Origin of the sequence: Actinoalloteichus fjordicus (assembly GCF_001941625.1) — a bacterium.
Lineage (GTDB): Bacteria > Actinomycetota > Actinomycetes > Mycobacteriales > Pseudonocardiaceae > Actinoalloteichus_A > Actinoalloteichus_A fjordicus.
Genome location: NZ_CP016076.1, coordinates 666,947 through 681,296, shown reverse-complemented (window position 1 = coordinate 681,296; position 14,350 = coordinate 666,947). Strand labels below are relative to the sequence as shown.

Annotated in this window: 13 protein-coding genes; 4 read left to right on the top strand and 9 right to left on the bottom strand. The window is 68.5% G+C overall.

The window, feature by feature from the left end:
- The first annotated feature begins 891 nt into the window (after window positions 1–891).
- The 4 genes from UA74_RS03170 to UA74_RS03155 all read left to right on the top strand — a co-directional run bounded on the left by UA74_RS03170 (window position 892) and on the right by UA74_RS03155 (window position 7,657).
- Window positions 892–3,720 carry a tetratricopeptide repeat protein gene (locus UA74_RS03170; protein ID WP_075738759.1) on the top strand — a complete coding sequence of 943 codons (2,829 nt, stop codon included), beginning with the start codon at window positions 892–894 and terminating at the stop codon, window positions 3,718–3,720.
- 141 nt (window positions 3,721–3,861) lie between these two features.
- Window positions 3,862–5,112: a sensor histidine kinase gene (locus UA74_RS03165; protein ID WP_075763776.1), complete on the top strand. Its 1,251-nt coding sequence runs from the start codon at window positions 3,862–3,864 to the stop codon at window positions 5,110–5,112.
- 82 nt (window positions 5,113–5,194) lie between these two features.
- A complete protein-coding gene (locus tag UA74_RS03160; protein ID WP_075738754.1) occupies window positions 5,195–5,833 on the top strand; it encodes a LuxR C-terminal-related transcriptional regulator in 639 nt (212 codons plus the stop codon).
- A 150-nt stretch (window positions 5,834–5,983) separates the two neighbouring features.
- Window positions 5,984–7,657, top strand: coding sequence for a DUF885 domain-containing protein (locus UA74_RS03155; RefSeq protein ID WP_075738752.1), 1,674 nt, complete (start codon window positions 5,984–5,986; stop codon window positions 7,655–7,657).
- Between the two features lie 136 nt (window positions 7,658–7,793).
- Here UA74_RS03155 and UA74_RS03150 read toward each other — a convergent pair whose 3' ends face one another.
- The 9 genes from UA74_RS03150 to infA all read right to left on the bottom strand — a co-directional run bounded on the left by UA74_RS03150 (window position 7,794) and on the right by infA (window position 14,148).
- Entirely contained in the window at window positions 7,794–8,777 is a 984-nt protein-coding gene (locus UA74_RS03150; protein ID WP_075763775.1) for an acyl-CoA desaturase, read from the bottom strand.
- Between the two features lie 618 nt (window positions 8,778–9,395).
- On the bottom strand, window positions 9,396–10,220 hold the full coding sequence (truA, locus tag UA74_RS03145; RefSeq protein WP_232237609.1) for a tRNA pseudouridine(38-40) synthase TruA: 825 nt from the start codon (window positions 10,218–10,220) through the stop codon (window positions 9,396–9,398).
- A gap of 39 nt (window positions 10,221–10,259) precedes the next feature.
- The gene (gene rplQ / locus UA74_RS03140) at window positions 10,260–10,802 is read right to left on the bottom strand and encodes a 50S ribosomal protein L17 (protein ID WP_075738746.1); all 543 of its coding nucleotides are present in this window, start codon (window positions 10,800–10,802) and stop codon (window positions 10,260–10,262) included.
- A 63-nt stretch (window positions 10,803–10,865) separates the two neighbouring features.
- Complete coding sequence (locus tag UA74_RS03135) at window positions 10,866–11,924, bottom strand: DNA-directed RNA polymerase subunit alpha (protein WP_075738745.1); 1,059 nt, start codon at window positions 11,922–11,924, stop codon at window positions 10,866–10,868.
- Between the two features lie 135 nt (window positions 11,925–12,059).
- Window positions 12,060–12,665, bottom strand: coding sequence for a 30S ribosomal protein S4 (rpsD, locus tag UA74_RS03130; RefSeq protein ID WP_075738743.1), 606 nt, complete (start codon window positions 12,663–12,665; stop codon window positions 12,060–12,062).
- Between the two features lie 27 nt (window positions 12,666–12,692).
- Window positions 12,693–13,100, bottom strand: a complete 408-nt coding sequence (gene rpsK / locus UA74_RS03125) for a 30S ribosomal protein S11 (protein WP_075738741.1) — start codon at window positions 13,098–13,100, stop codon at window positions 12,693–12,695.
- Window positions 13,101–13,136: 36 nt separating this feature from the next.
- Entirely contained in the window at window positions 13,137–13,517 is a 381-nt protein-coding gene (gene rpsM, locus UA74_RS03120) for a 30S ribosomal protein S13 (RefSeq protein ID WP_075738739.1), read from the bottom strand.
- A gap of 189 nt (window positions 13,518–13,706) precedes the next feature.
- On the bottom strand, window positions 13,707–13,820 hold the full coding sequence (gene rpmJ, locus UA74_RS03115) for a 50S ribosomal protein L36 (RefSeq protein WP_069846422.1): 114 nt from the start codon (window positions 13,818–13,820) through the stop codon (window positions 13,707–13,709).
- Window positions 13,821–13,926: 106 nt separating this feature from the next.
- The gene (gene infA / locus UA74_RS03110; RefSeq protein WP_005166804.1) at window positions 13,927–14,148 is read right to left on the bottom strand and encodes a translation initiation factor IF-1; all 222 of its coding nucleotides are present in this window, start codon (window positions 14,146–14,148) and stop codon (window positions 13,927–13,929) included.
- Window positions 14,149–14,350: the final 202 nt, after the last annotated feature.

Here is a 14,350-nt window from a genome sequence, read left to right as displayed (position 1 = left end):
GGATGGTCGGGCCGACCGGTTCGCTAGTCCGACGTGCGGCCGACCGACTGCCGGTCAGCGCCCAATCAGGCGATTCAGCGCCAGCCGCGTGCCGCCGTGATCCCCTTCTAGGACGTCGCGGGCTTCGGCCGTCGGGCCTTGTCCGGGCCGCTGAAGGACGATGAACACGATCATCGCGGTGGCGATCTCACGAGTTCACCCGATCGTGGATCACGACTTCCTGCACACTCGCTCCACGGCCACCGCGATATCCGCACCTAGGTCGTAGATCGTTCATCAACTTGCATCGACCTGCGACGATGCGGCCGTCGGCGATCCTTCGCGCGACGACAGGACCGATACCGATACGAGATCGTGTCAGCGAACGGACGACTGCTTCTGGTTAAGCGGCCACGAACTTGGAACAATCTACGTTGCCGGATCGTTCGAATATTGACAAGCCCGCCCGACGGTTACTCCATCAGGGTAAGCAGGCGAGGCGCCTCAGGACCGGAGGTGGCTGCACTGAAAGCTTCCGCACTGAACACGTTAGCCGCGCACACCCCTGATCTGTTGTCCGATCAACCGAACCTGCGGCTTTCCCCCCACCTCGCCTGCCGCACAACCGTCTTCTCCGACAACCCGGCGACCCACGCATTAGACACACCGAGATTTGCCGAATCCGTCACGACGCCCGGAGGTCCTGGAATGAACGCCACCACGCCTGCCGCCGCCGGAAGCACGCTGGCATCGGGAATCCGTGCCGAGTCGGGTCGCCGAGTCGGCAGTCTGATCCGCGAGTCCGCCCCCGAACTCCGTCTCGGGTGCTCGGTCCCTCAAGTCGTCGGTGACCTGACCGTCACCGACGATTGAGCCGGCCGTACGAGCATCGGACCCGGTGAAGGGCCCCCCGTGACATCGAACCGCCCGCCGGATCACCCGGATCACGGCGGGACGTACTCCGCAGAAGGTCATGACGCATCCCGCGTCTACCAGGCACAGCGGGACATCGTGATCGGCGAGACCTCCGTCGAGTCTCCGCCGATCGCCGTGGTGCATCAGTTACGCGGCCTGTCAGAGGGCAGGCCGGACCTCTTCGTGGGGCGAGAAGCCGAGGTCGAGCTCCTGCGTTCGTCGTTGAGTCCCGACCAGGAACGACAGGTCACCACCACCGTTGTCTCCGCGGTGGCCGGGATGGGCGGGATCGGCAAGACCGCGCTCGTTCGTCATGTCGCCAGGATCGCGGTGGACGAGCAGTGGTTCCCGGCGGGTGCGCTGCTCGCGGACCTGCACGGCTACGACTCCTATGCGTCGCGTCGCGTCCTGGCCCACCACCTCGTCGGTCCGCTGCTCCGCGCCATCGGCGTGGCCACCCTCGACCCGACTCCGGCGGGCCAGTTCGCCCAGTACCACCGCCAACTCGGCAGACTGGCCACCCGCAACAGGGCGCTGCTGCTGATCCTGGACAACGTCGCGGACCAGGAGCAGATCGAGGCGCTGCTCCCGGCGGAGCGACTGCATCGGGTCCTGATCACGACTCGCGAGCCGCTGAACGCCGTGGTCGCCGACCAGAACCTGCGGCTGGGTCTGCTCGACGAGCAGACCGCCGTCGCGCTCGTGTCCGCGACGATGGTCAAGGCCTGGTCCGCCGATCCCAGGGCCCATGCCCAGCCCGCAGCGATGCGGGAGCTGATCAGGCTCTGCGACATGCTGCCGCTCGCCCTCGGCATCGTCGCGGGCATCCTGGTCGCCGAGCGAGACCTCACCCTGGCGGACATGGTCGACGAGCTCCGTGACGGCGCCACTCGACTGGACGTCCTCACCGACGGAATCCGCGCCGTCCGCACCGCGTTCGACCTCTCCTGGGATCGGCTGCCCGCCGACCAGGCCCGCCTTCTGAGCCTCGTGGCACTGAATCCCGGACCCGACTTCGCACTGGACACCGCCGTCGCGCTCGCGGACCGGCCTCGCCAGCAGACGCACACCGCACTCCGCGCCCTGGTCGGCGCACATCTGCTGGAGCGCACCAGCAGCAGGCGGTGGCGAGTCCACGACCTGATCCGCCTCCACTCCGCCGAGAAGCTCCGGGATCACGAGGGCGGAACCGGGGACGAACGCCAACGGGCGCTCGCGATCACGCGAATGCTCCAGCACTACCTCACGTCCGCGGACGCCGCCGCCGCGCACTTCGACGGCGCGCCCGCGACCACGCCCCGATTCCCGACTCATGAGGCCGCGCGCCGCTGGCTCGACGAGGAGCGGGGCAACCTCCTCGCGGCCGTGGTCCTGGCGCTCCCGTCGCATCCCGAGGTCGCCCTGCATCTGCCGTTACGGCTGGCCCGGTACCTGCACCGCCAGCGGCACTTCGACGACATGATCACCGCCCACCAAACCGCCGTCCGCGCCGCCCGCCGCCTCGGGGACCGCCGGGCCGAAGGTACTGCGCTGAACAACCTGGGCACCGGCCTCCAGGAGGCGAGGCGCTTCGAGGAGGCCGTGGCTGCGCATCAACAGGATCTCGCCATCTGTCGCCGCATCGGCGACCGGCACGCCGAGGGCACCGCGTTGAACAACCTCGGCATCGCGCTCCAGGAGATTCGACGCTTCCCCGAGGCGGTCGACGCACATCGCCAGGACCTCGCGATCTGTCGGGAGACCGGGGATCGCGACGCCGAGGGAGTGGCACTGAGCAACCTCGGCATCGCCTTGCAGGAGACGGGACACCTGCACGAGGCCATGACCGCCCACCAGACGGCCGTCGACCTCTACCGGGAACTGGACGATCCCGGTGGACAGGCGGCGGCACTGAACAACCTCGGCATCGCCCTCCAGGAGTCCCAGCGGTTCGAGGACGCCGTCGAGACACATCGCGCCGCGGCAAGCCTCTATCGACAGGTGGGCGACCGCCCTGCCGAGAGCCTCGCCCTGAGCAATCTCGGTCTCTGTCTGCGCAGGCTCTCCCGGATCGAGGAGGCGGTGGCCGCACATCGCCTGGACCTGGTGATCTGTCGGGAGACCGGCGATCGGCACGCCGAGGGCATCGCCCTGAGCAACCTCGGCATCGCCCTCCAGGAGATCGGACAGCTCCCCGAGGCGGTCAGCGCCCACCAGGCCGCCGTGGACCTCTATCGACGACTCGGGGACCGACACGGACAGGCCGTCGCGCAGAACAACCTCGGAGTCGCCCTTCGGCAGCTGCGCCACCAGGAACAGGACGGCATGTCCGGGGCCGAGGGCGGCCGTAGCGGCTCGTCCGATCGGGCGGCAGACAGGTCGGGGCCTCGGGTCGACCACGCGGACGAGGCGGCGGCGGGCGGTTCGCGAACCGGCCGCACGCTGAGCAATCTCGGCCTGAGCATCATGCGGCTGCTCCGATCCGAGGACGTCATCGAGGCACATCAGCGCGCGACCACGCTGTTCCGCGAGACCGACGATCGGCACGGCGAGGGCATCGCCTGGAACAACCTGGGGCTCGCGCTCCAGGAGGCCGAGCAGTTCACCGAGGCCGCCCCCGCGCACCGACAGGCCGCCGAGCTGTTCCAGCAGACCGAGGACCGCCGAGGTCAGGGCATGGCGCTCCAGCATCTCGGGTTCGCATTGGACGCGGCGAATCTGCGGGCGGAGGCACGGTCCGCATGGCGGTCGGCCCTGCAGGTCTATGTCGAATGCGACGACCAGCAGCGCACGCTGACGCTGCGCAGGATGCTGATCGACGCGGGCGATCACGACCTGCCCGGCTGAGCCCGTCCGCACCTGCGGCGAGGGCAGCCCGCCGCGCCCAAAGAGAGTGGCTAGGCACCCTGATTCGGGCAGGCGACTGTACGAGAATGATGCGCACGCGGCTGGTCCGGCGCCGGCCGCGCCCAACCGAGAGGACCCGAGATGACCACCGCGACCACACGGAGAGTCAAGCGGCTTCCGCTGTTGGGCTGGTCGTTCATCTTCACCGTCTACTCGCTGTTGGGCATCGGGCTCATCGTGTTGATGACGGTGAGCAGTGCGCTGCTGGTCCTGACGGTCGGCCTGCCGCTGGTCGTGGGATTCGCCTACTCCATCCGCGGCTACAACGACGTCTATCGGCTCTGGGCCGGGCACATCCTGGGCACGTCGGTCATCCGCCCGTACCGGCCGATCCCGAAGGGCAACCTGTTCAGCAGGCTCCGCGTGATCGGCAGCGATCCCGCCACCTACCGGGACTACGCCTGGCTGTGGATCAACGCCATCCTCGGGTTCGCGATCTCCCTCGTGTCGCTCGCACTGTTCGCGTCCACGATCTTCTACGGCATCATGCCGGGCCTGGTGCAGATCGTCCCCGAGGGCGTTCTCGACCTGTACCTCGGGCCCGTCGAGGTCTCCCGCACCCAGAACACCCTGCTGTACTGGGTGTTCGCGCTGATCTCCTTCGGCCTGTGGTGGTGGCTGGCGCCAAAGATGATGGTGGGCTACGCGCGGCTGGCGGCAGTCATGCTCGGCATCAGCGAGCGCGCCCGCCTGTCGCTGCGGGTCGACGCGCTGGCCAGCTCCCGCGCCGAGACCGTGGGCACCCAGGCGGCGGAGCTGCGGCGTATCGAGCGGGATCTGCACGACGGTGCCCAGGCCCGGCTGGTGGCGCTGGGAATGAGCCTCGGGATGGCCGAGGAGATGCTGTCCAACAACCCGGCCGTCGCGCAGGAGCTGCTCACCGAGGCCCGCCAGTCGACCAGCCTCGCGCTGTCCGAGCTGCGGGACCTGGTCCGCGGCATCCATCCCCCGGTGCTCTCCGACCGAGGCCTGACCGGCGGCATCCAGGCCCTCGCCATCGGTAGCCCGCTTCAGGTGCAGGTCGACGTCGTGCTGCCCGCCAGGCTGCCCGCTCCGGTGGAGTCGGCCGCCTACTTCGCGGTCGCCGAGGTGCTCACCAATGCTGCGAAGCACAGCGGCGCCACCGAGGCATGGGTACGCGCACGCCACGTCCGAGGCTCACTCAGTGTGCTGGTCGGCGACGACGGCCGAGGCGGCGTCGTGCAGGACTCCGCAGGCGGGCTGCACGGGATCGAACGCAGGCTCAACGCCTTCGACGGGACGATGCACATCAGCAGCCCCGTCGGCGGACCGACGATCGTGTCGATGGAACTGCCGTGCGTGCCGGAGTGACCCCCGGTCCGCCCATGCTGAACACTCTCGATACAGCCGGGACCCGCGCCCGGACGAGTTCTCTCATCACCCTGGAGTCCGTGTGCGTGTCGTCCTCGGCGAAGACCTGGTTCTGCTCAGAGAGGGCCTGATCCGGCTGCTCACGGCCTATGACTTCGAGGTCGTCGAGGCAGTCGACAATGGTCCGTCGCTGCTGCGTGCCCTGGTGACCCATCGACCCGACGTCGCCGTGGTCGACGTGCGGATGCCGCCCACCTTCACCGACGAGGGCCTGCGGGCCGCCATCGAAGCCCGTCGTCAGTTGCCGGGTCTGCCGGTGCTGGTGCTGTCCCAGTACGTCGAGCAGCTCTACGCACGCGAGCTCATGTCGGACCGCAACGGCGGCGTGGGCTACCTGCTCAAGGATCGGGTCTCCCAGGTGAGCCAGTTCGTCGAGGCGATCCGCCGGGTCGCGGGCGGTGGCACGGCGATGGACCCCGAGGTCATCTCGCAGCTGCTGGCCACCAAGCCCGAGCCGCTGGAACGGCTGACGCCGCGCGAACGGGAGGTCCTCGGTCTGATGGCCGAGGGACGGTCGAACGCCGCGATTGCCGGGCGGCTGTTCATCAGCGAGAACGCGGTCGGGAAGCACACCAACAACATCTTCAGCAAGCTGGGTCTGCCCCCCTCGGAGGACGACAACCGTCGGGTCCGCGCGGTGATCGCCTACCTCGACGCCTGATCCCCTCGGGTCCCTCGCCGCGGTGGCAGGCGATGCCTCGGCCCGCGTCGGCAGCACGCCATCCCAGGCGGCGAGCGCCCCTCGTCGTCGCCGGCCGTCCGCGGCCCTGGTTAACCTTGCCGGAACGCTCGACCGACGGCTGGGGAGAAGATGACCGAGGCTCGCAGACTCGCCGATGAACTAACAGACGTCCTCTTCGACGTCGACCCGCTCAGCCCGACCCTGTTCGGCATTTCCGGACACGACAACACCCGGCTCGCCGACCACGGAGACAGCGCCTGGGAGTCCCTGCGCGCCCGGCTCTCCGACGTGGCCCGCCGAGCCGGTGAGATCGACCTGACCCCCCTCGACGCCGAGGATCGGCTCACCGTGGCCGTCGTGCGGCAGCAGGCGGAGTCCGCCATCGAGACCGGCGACCTGCGCAGCGCAGAGTTCACCATCACGGACTCCTTCTTCGCTCCTGCGGGCGAGCTGTTCAGCCTGCTGCCGATGATCACCCTGCCGGGAACCGCCCAGGCCCAGGACTATCTCGCCAGGCTCGAAGCCATTCCCGCCTTCCTTGCGACGCTCGCGGACGGGCATCGCGCAGGCATCGCCTCCGGCCGGGTACCGGTGGAGCACCTGGTGACCAAGACGATCGCCATGCTGGATCGCTACCTCGCCGATCCGGATGCCGACCCGATGGCGCAGCCCGCACCGGCCGAGGCCGATCCGGCCTTCGAGTCCCGCAGGCAGAAGATCCTGGCGGACACGGTCCGACCGGCGTTCGCCGAGTACCGCCGGGTCCTCGCCGAGGAGGTCGTGGCGCACGGCAGGCCCGTCGACCGGGTCGGCCTGTGCTGGCTGCCCGAGGGCGAGCAGGCCTACCGGGTGCTGGCGAAGTCCCACACCACCACCGATCGCACCCCGGCGGAGCTGCACCAGACCGGCAAGGACATCATCGCCGCGCTGGCCGAGGAGTACCGGGCGCTGGGCGCGAAGGTGTTCGGCACCGACGATCTCGCCGAGGTGTTCGAGCGGCTGCGCACCGACCCGTCACTGCGCTGGGCCGACGGCGATGAGCTGATCAACGCCGCCCGCGCCGCCATCAGTCGAGCCGAGAAGGTCGCGCCCGACTGGTTCGGCAGACTGCCCAGCCAGGGCTGTCTCGTCGAGCCGGTGCCCGAGGCGGAGGCGCCCGGCGCAGCGCTGGCCTATTACCTGTCGCCGGCACTGGACGGCAGCAGGCCCGGCACGTACTTCGCCAACACCTACCAGGCCGAGAAGCGGTATCGCTACACGGCCGAGGCCACGGCATTCCACGAGGCGGTACCCGGCCACCACTTCCAGATCACCATCGCGCAGGAGCTGTCCGACCTCCCGCTGGCCCGCAGGCTCGCCCCGCTCAACGCCTACCTGGAGGGCTGGGGGCTCTACACCGAGCGACTGGCCGACGAGATGGGTCTGTACTCCGACGACCTGTCGAAGTTCGGGATGCTGGCGCTCGACTCGATGCGGGCCGCCCGCCTGGTGGTGGACACCGGCCTGCACGCGCTGGGGTGGAGCAGGCAGCAGGCGATCGACTACATCATGGACAACTCCGCCATGGGGCTGTTGGAGGTCGAGAGCGAGGTGGACCGCTACATCGCCGCTCCCGGTCAGGCGCTGTCGTACATGGTCGGCAGGCTGGAGATCAACCGGCTCCGCGCCCGCGCCGAGGAGGAGTTGGGCGCGGACTTCGACATCCGGGCCTTCCACGACGTGGTGCTCGGCAGCGGGCCGCTGCCGCTGAACGTCCTGGACACCGTGGTCAGCGACTGGCTCACCGCAACCCGAGCCGCCTGAGAGCCTGTCTTTAATCCCCACTTTCCTGTTGCGCGGGGCCAGAGGGACCAAAGACAGGTTCTGAGGCAGGCGCCGGGGGTGGCCGTGTCGCCACCCCCGGACCGTCCCCGATGCCGGGACCAGTGCCCGCGCCGCCTCAGGCGATCCGGCGGGCAGCCAACCGCGAGGGATTCGGCCATCGGACATCATGGGCCCAGCCTGCCTGCTCGAACCAGCGGATCACCCGTGCACTCGGATCGAGCTGGCCGCGAAGGACGCCGTGTCGCGCGCAGGTGGGATCCGAATGGTGCAGGTTGTGCCAGGACTCGCCGAAGGAGATCACCGCAAGCCACCACACGTTGCGCGACCGATCCCGGACGGTGAAGGTCTCGTCGCCGAAGACATGGCAGATCGAGTTGACCGACCACGTGACGTGCTGGAGCAGGCCGATGCGGACCAGCGAGCCCCAGAAGAACGCGGTCAGCGCACCCTGCCATGACCAGGTGATCAGGCCGCCGACCAGTGCGGGCAAGAACACCGAGGTCAGTGCCCACACCGGGAACAGTCGGTTGACGCGGTTGATGTCGGCGTCGTCGACCAGATCGCGGGCGTACCGCTCCCGATCACCCCGTTCGGTGGTGAACAGCCACCCGACGTGGGCGAACAGCAGGCCCTTGGTCAAGGCCCTCGCACCGGTGCCGAACCGCCACGGCGAGTGCGGATCACCCACCTGATCCGCGAACTGGTGATGCTTGCGGTGGGTGGCGACCCAGTCCGTCACGCTCATCTCGATCGCCAGGCTGCCCGCGACGGCCAACGCGATCCGCAGCGGCCGCCTGGCACGAAACGACCCGTGGGTGAAGTAGCGGTGGAAGCCGACTGTGATGCCGAGGCCGGAGACCAGGTACATCACGAGGAAGATCCCGACGTCGACCCAGCTGAGCAGCCCCCATGCCCAGGCAAGGGGCACCGCGACCAGCAGGGCCGCCAACGGGAGACCGACGTAGCCGACGAGCAGGGCACGCATCAGACCGGATGCGGGTTCCAACTCGGGATGCCCGGCCGGGGATTCCGCACCGGCCGGCGCTTTCCGCGACGGCGCAGACGCGGGCCGGGCGACCCGCCGAGTGGACACGGTCATGTTCGCTCTCCAGGCGTGCGGCCGAGGCGATGCCTCGGAGATGGGAACCTCGGTCGCGGATCAGGCCGTGCGGCGATGCACGAATGCCCGGCGATCCCGGCGGTGACATCGACCGCCGCGCGGTTGACCAGGTTGTCTGGCATCGAGACTACGAACGACGACGGCGACACACGAGCAGCCCAGGATGCCTGTTCACGGGGTGGCCAGCCCTACCTGTCGGGGCGCTCGGCGCTGCGGCTCAAGGCGCCCCCTGCGCGATGGCGCGGGGACCCGGGATCGATTGATCGGCGCGTACCGCGCACCGATGGGGGCGGCGGTGCTGGTCAGCCGGCGTTGTGCGGGTTCGCGGGTTCGCGGCTGACGGATTGGCGGTCGACGGATTCGGCGGCAGGCAGATTGGCCAAGGTGATGCGACGCGGCCTGAGACGGACGACGGCGGTCGAGCTGTCGATCGCGGACACCGACCTGGGGCTCACGGCTCACGGCTCACGGCTCACGGCTCACGGCTCACGGCTCACGGCTCACGGCTCACGGCTCACGGCTCACGGCTCACGGACGGCATCCAAGCCGCCCGAGCTCAGGCCCGCAGGCCCCCGATACCCAGGAGAAGACAGCCACTCACACCCGCAGCCGACGGGTGAGCACCGTACGGGCGGCGAGGTCGGCGTCGGCGGGATAGTCGACCTTGGCCAGGGTGAGTCCGTGGGCCGGGGCGACGCTCACCTCGTCCGCGCGCCGCCGCAGCGTCAGCAGGCTGCCGGGCCACTCCACCGGCCTTCGTCCGTCGCCGACGGCCAGCAACGCCCCGACCAGGCTGCGGACCATCGAATGGCAGAACGCGTCCGCCGAGACCTCCGCATGGACCAGATGCTCTGCCACCCGCGTCCAGTGCAGCCGCTCCAGGTCCCGCACCGTGGTCGCGCCCTCGCGGCGGCGGCAGAAGGCGGCGAAGTCGTGCTCGCCGAGGAGCCGAGCCGACGCGGCATTGAGCACGTCGACGTCCAGGCCGCCGTGCCAGCCGAGGGTGTCATGCCGAGCCATCGGATCGACGCCCCACGGGGCATCGGACAACCGATAGACGTAGTGCCTGCGCAACGCGGCGAAGCGGGCGTCGAACTCGGCGGGCACCACCCTGGCGGCGAACACCCGCACATCGCCGGGCAGCATCCGGTTGAGCCGCCGCAGCAGCTCGGCGGGCGTGCAAGCCAACGGATGAGTCGCAGGCAGGTCGAGATGCGTGACCTGGCCTGCGGCGTGGACCCCGGCATCGGTGCGACCGGCGACCGTCACACGGACGTCGAGCCGGGTCAACAACGACAACGCGTCTTCCAGTACCCCGCACACGGTCCGTCGAGTCGGCTGCCGAGCCCACCCGGAGAAGTCCGTGCCGTCGTAGCCGAGGTCCAGGCGAACACGAACGAGCCCGTCGTCCCCGGAGGGCACGGCGGGCTCGTCGGTGTCGCGCTGAGCAGACGTGATGGCTCAGTCCTTCTTGTCCTCGGCGCCCTCGTCCTCGGCGGCTGCGGGGGTCGTGGCCTCCGCAGCCGGGGACTCGGTCTCCTCGGCCTTGTCCGAGTCCTGCGCCGCAGCGGGCGCAGCCGGGGTCTCGGTCTTGGCGTCCGACGCGAAGGTCGTGCCGCGCGCGGCCTCGGCCTCGCTGGTCACGGTCTTCTCGTTCACCAGCTCGATGACCGCCATCTGGGCGTTGTCGCCCTTACGCGGCATGGCCTTGATGATCCGCGTGTAACCGCCGTCGCGGTCCACGAAGAACGGACCGATCTCGGCGACCAGCTTGTGCACGATGTCCTTGTCGCGGATCACCTTCATGATCTCGCGGCGGTTGTGCAGGTCACCGCGCCTGGCCTTGCTGATCAGCCGCTCGGCGAACGGACGCAGTCGTTTCGCCTTCGCCTGGGTGGTGGTGATCCGCCCGTGGGTGAACAGCGAGGTGGCCAGGTTGGCCAGCATCAACCGCTCGTGGGCGGGCGAACCGCCGAGACGGCGGCCCTTCGTGGGGGTGGGCATCCTTGCTCCTCTATCAAGATCCTCGACTGTCCGCGGCTGTCCTCTGCGGGACAGTCAGCGGATCTACAGCTGCTCGGTCTCGGCGTAGTCCTGGCCGTCATCGCCGTTACCGTCGGTGCCGTCTCCGTTGCTCGACCAGCCCTCGGCGGGGTAGTCGGCAGCGGCGGCGGACGGGTCGAATCCGGGGGGGCTGTCCTTGAGCGCGAGCCCGAGCCCCGCCAGCTTCATCTTGACCTCGTCGATGGACTTCGCACCGAAGTTGCGGATGTCCAGCAGGTCCGCCTCGCTACGTCCGACCAGCTCGCCGACCGTGTGGATGCCCTCGCGCTTGAGACAGTTGTACGAGCGCACCGTCAGGTCGAGGTCCTCGATCGGCATCGCGAACGCGGCGATGGTGTCCGCCTCGGCGGGCGACGGGCCGATCTCGATGCCCTCGGCATCGGAGTTCAGCTCGCGAGCCAGTCCGAAGAGCTCCACCAGCGTCTTGCCTGCCGACGCCACGGCGTCCCTCGGCGTGATGGAGGGCTTGCTCTCCACGTCCAGGATCAGCCGGTCGAAGTCCGTCCGCTGCTCGACACGGGTCGCCTCGACCTTGTAGGTCACCTTCAGCACCGGCGAGTAGATCGAGTCGACCGGAATCCGACCGATCTCGGCACCCGCCTGCTTGTTCTGCACGGCAGGCACGTAGCCCCGGCCGCGCTCGACGACCAGCTCGATCTCCAGCTTGCCCTTCGCGTTCAGCGTGGCGATGTGCAGATCGGGGTTGTGCACGGTGACGCCCGCAGGCGGGACGATGTCACCAGCGGTGACCGCACCAGGGCCCTGCTTGCGCAGGTACATGGTGACCGGCTCGTCCTCCTCGGAGCTGACGACCAGCTCCTTGAGGTTCAGGATGACGTCGGTGACGTCCTCCTTCACGCCCGGGATCGTGGTGAACTCGTGCAGCACCCCGTCGATGCGGATGCTCGTGACCGCAGCACCGGGAATCGAGGACAGCAGAGTCCGCCGCAGGGAGTTGCCCAGCGTGTAGCCGAAGCCCGGCTCAAGGGGCTCGATGACGAACCGGGAGCGGGTCTCGTTGACCGACTCCTCGGCCAGGGTGGGCCGCTGAGAGATCAGCACTGTGTTTGTTTCCTCTCCTCACGACGCCCGCTATTTGACGTCGATGGAACCGGGGACGCGGCGGCGCACTCATCGCACCGTCGCCAGACGTGCCTTCAGCGGGGCGGGCGCCGTGACGCCCACCCCGCTGAACGATCACTTCGAGTAGAACTCGACGATGAGCTGTTCCTGAACCGGCGTGTCGATCTGCGCCCGCTCGGGAAGCTGGTGCACGAGCACCCGGAGGATGCTCGGGACGACCTGCAGCCACGCGGGCGTGATCCGCTCGCCCAGGGTCTCCTTGGCGATGATGAACGGCGTGGTGCCGAGCGACTTCTGCTTCACGTCGATGATGTCGAACTTCGACACCTGGAAGCTGGGAATGTCGACCTTCTTGCCGTTCACCACGAAGTGGCCGTGGCTCACGAGCTGACGCGCCTGCCGCCGGGTCCGGGCCAGGCCGGAGCGGTAGATGACGTTGTCGAGGCGAGCCTCGAGAAGCTGAAGCAGGTTCTCGCCAGTCTTACCAGGACGCCGCGAGGCCTCCTCGTAGTACTTGCGGAACTGCCGCTCCAGGACGCCGTAGGTGAAGCGAGCCTTCTGCTTCTCCTGAAGCTGAAGCAGGTACTCGCTCTCCTTGATCCGCGCCCGGCCGTGCTGTCCCGGCGGGTACGGACGACGCTCGAAGGCCTGGTCGCCGCCGATCAGGTCGACCTTCAGTCGACGAGACTTGCGAGTCGCGGGTCCGGTGTAACGAGCCATGAGTGTCTTGTCTCCTTTCCCGCGCTCTTAGACCCGGCGCCGCTTGGGCGGCCTGCAGCCGTTGTGCGGCTGGGGGGTCACGTCCTGGATGGTGCCGACCTCGAGACCGGCAGCCTGCAACGACCGGATCGCGGTCTCCCGGCCGGAGCCGGGGCCCTTGACGAACACGTCGACCTTGCGCATGCCGTGCTCGGCGGCCTTGCGGGCCGCGTTCTCGGCGGCCATCTGGGCGGCGAACGGCGTCGACTTCCTGGAGCCCTTGAAGCCGACGTGGCCTGCGGACGCCCAGCTGATCACTGCGCCGGTCGGGTCCGTGATCGACACGATCGTGTTGTTGAAGGTGCTCTTGATGTGCGCATGACCATGCGCGATGTTCTTCTTCTCCTTGCGCCGGACCTTCTTGACCCCGGCACCGGAACGAGACTTGGGTGGCATGTCTGGTGTGCTCTCCTAGCTGCGCGCGAGGTGCTGCTACTTCCGGGTGGCCTTCTTCTTGCCTGCCACCGTCTTCTTCGGCCCCTTCATCGTGCGGGCATTGGTCTTGGTCCGCTGGCCACGAACGGGCAGCCTGCGGCGGTGCCGCAGTCCCTCGTAGCAGCCGATCTCGACCTTCCGCCTGATGTCGGCAGCCACCTCGCGGCGGAGGTCACCCTCCACCTTGTAGTTGTTCTCGATGTGATCCCGGAGCTTGACGACGTCCTCGTCGGTCAAGTCCCTGGCACGCAGATCGGGACTGATCCCGGTCGCGGCCAGCAGCTCTCGGGAACGGGTCCGGCCAATGCCGAAGATGTAGGTCAACGCGACCTCCATCCGCTTGTCGCGGGGGAGGTCGACGCCAGAAACCCGTGCCATACGGCGCGTTCTCCTTCATGTCACTCCAGGTCTGCTCCCCTACCGTCCCGCTCCTCGCGAAAGGAGCGGGCCCCGGCCTGGAGTCCGGGGGCGAGTCGACCGGATCCGAAGATCCGGCGACAGGTGTGGGGAGGCCTCTTGACTGTCGGTCGTCTGAAGAGACCTGTGGTGGAGCCTGTCGGGGCTGGTTCAGCCCTGGCGCTGCTTGTGACGCTTGTTGTCGCAGATCACCAAGACCCGGCCATGCCGCCGGATCACCTGGCACTTGTCACAGATCTTCTTGACGCTCGGCTGGACCTTCACGGTCGTGCTCTCCTGCTGCGCTCGATGCGCCCTCGCCGCGTTGATCGTCGAGAGCGATGCCGCTTAGCCCGGATGGTCATCCGGGCACCTGTGAGTGGCACAGAGGTCACTTGTAGCGGTAGACGATGCGCCCACGGGACAGGTCGTAGGGCGACAGCTCCACAACCACCCTGTCCTCGGGCAGAATGCGGATGTAGTGCTGCCGCATCTTGCCGCTGATGTGGGCCAGAACCTTGTGTCCGTTCTCCAGCTCCACACGGAACATCGCGTTGGGGAGCGGCTCGACCACGCGACCTTCGACCTCGATGGCCCCGTCTTTCTTGCCCATGTCCTCCGCGTTTCGTGACGGTGTCAGTTGTCTGCCCCTCCCGTCTCGGCTTGAAGGAGCAGGCCGAGGACCTAGGAGGGCGGGCACCCGTCGTGAGGACCGCGAGTCGTCTCATGTCGGCAGCCCCGGACTCGTCCGGGGCGGGACACGACATGTCACAAGGGGGCGACCGCCACCACGCAACACTCTAGAGACACGATGG

Coding starts and splice junctions, on each gene's coding strand:
- UA74_RS03165 (WP_075763776.1), top strand. CDS start 3,862: ATGACCACCGCGACCACACGGAGAGTCAAGCGGCTTCCGCTGTTGGGC.
- UA74_RS03155 (WP_075738752.1), top strand. CDS start 5,984: ATGACCGAGGCTCGCAGACTCGCCGATGAACTAACAGACGTCCTCTTC.
- UA74_RS03150 (WP_075763775.1), bottom strand. CDS start 8,777: ATGACCGTGTCCACTCGGCGGGTCGCCCGGCCCGCGTCTGCGCCGTCG.
- rplQ (WP_075738746.1), bottom strand. CDS start 10,802: ATGCCCACCCCCACGAAGGGCCGCCGTCTCGGCGGTTCGCCCGCCCAC.
- rpsD (WP_075738743.1), bottom strand. CDS start 12,665: ATGGCTCGTTACACCGGACCCGCGACTCGCAAGTCTCGTCGACTGAAG.
- rpsK (WP_075738741.1), bottom strand. CDS start 13,100: ATGCCACCCAAGTCTCGTTCCGGTGCCGGGGTCAAGAAGGTCCGGCGC.
- rpsM (WP_075738739.1), bottom strand. CDS start 13,517: ATGGCACGGGTTTCTGGCGTCGACCTCCCCCGCGACAAGCGGATGGAG.
- infA (WP_005166804.1), bottom strand. CDS start 14,148: ATGGGCAAGAAAGACGGGGCCATCGAGGTCGAAGGTCGCGTGGTCGAG.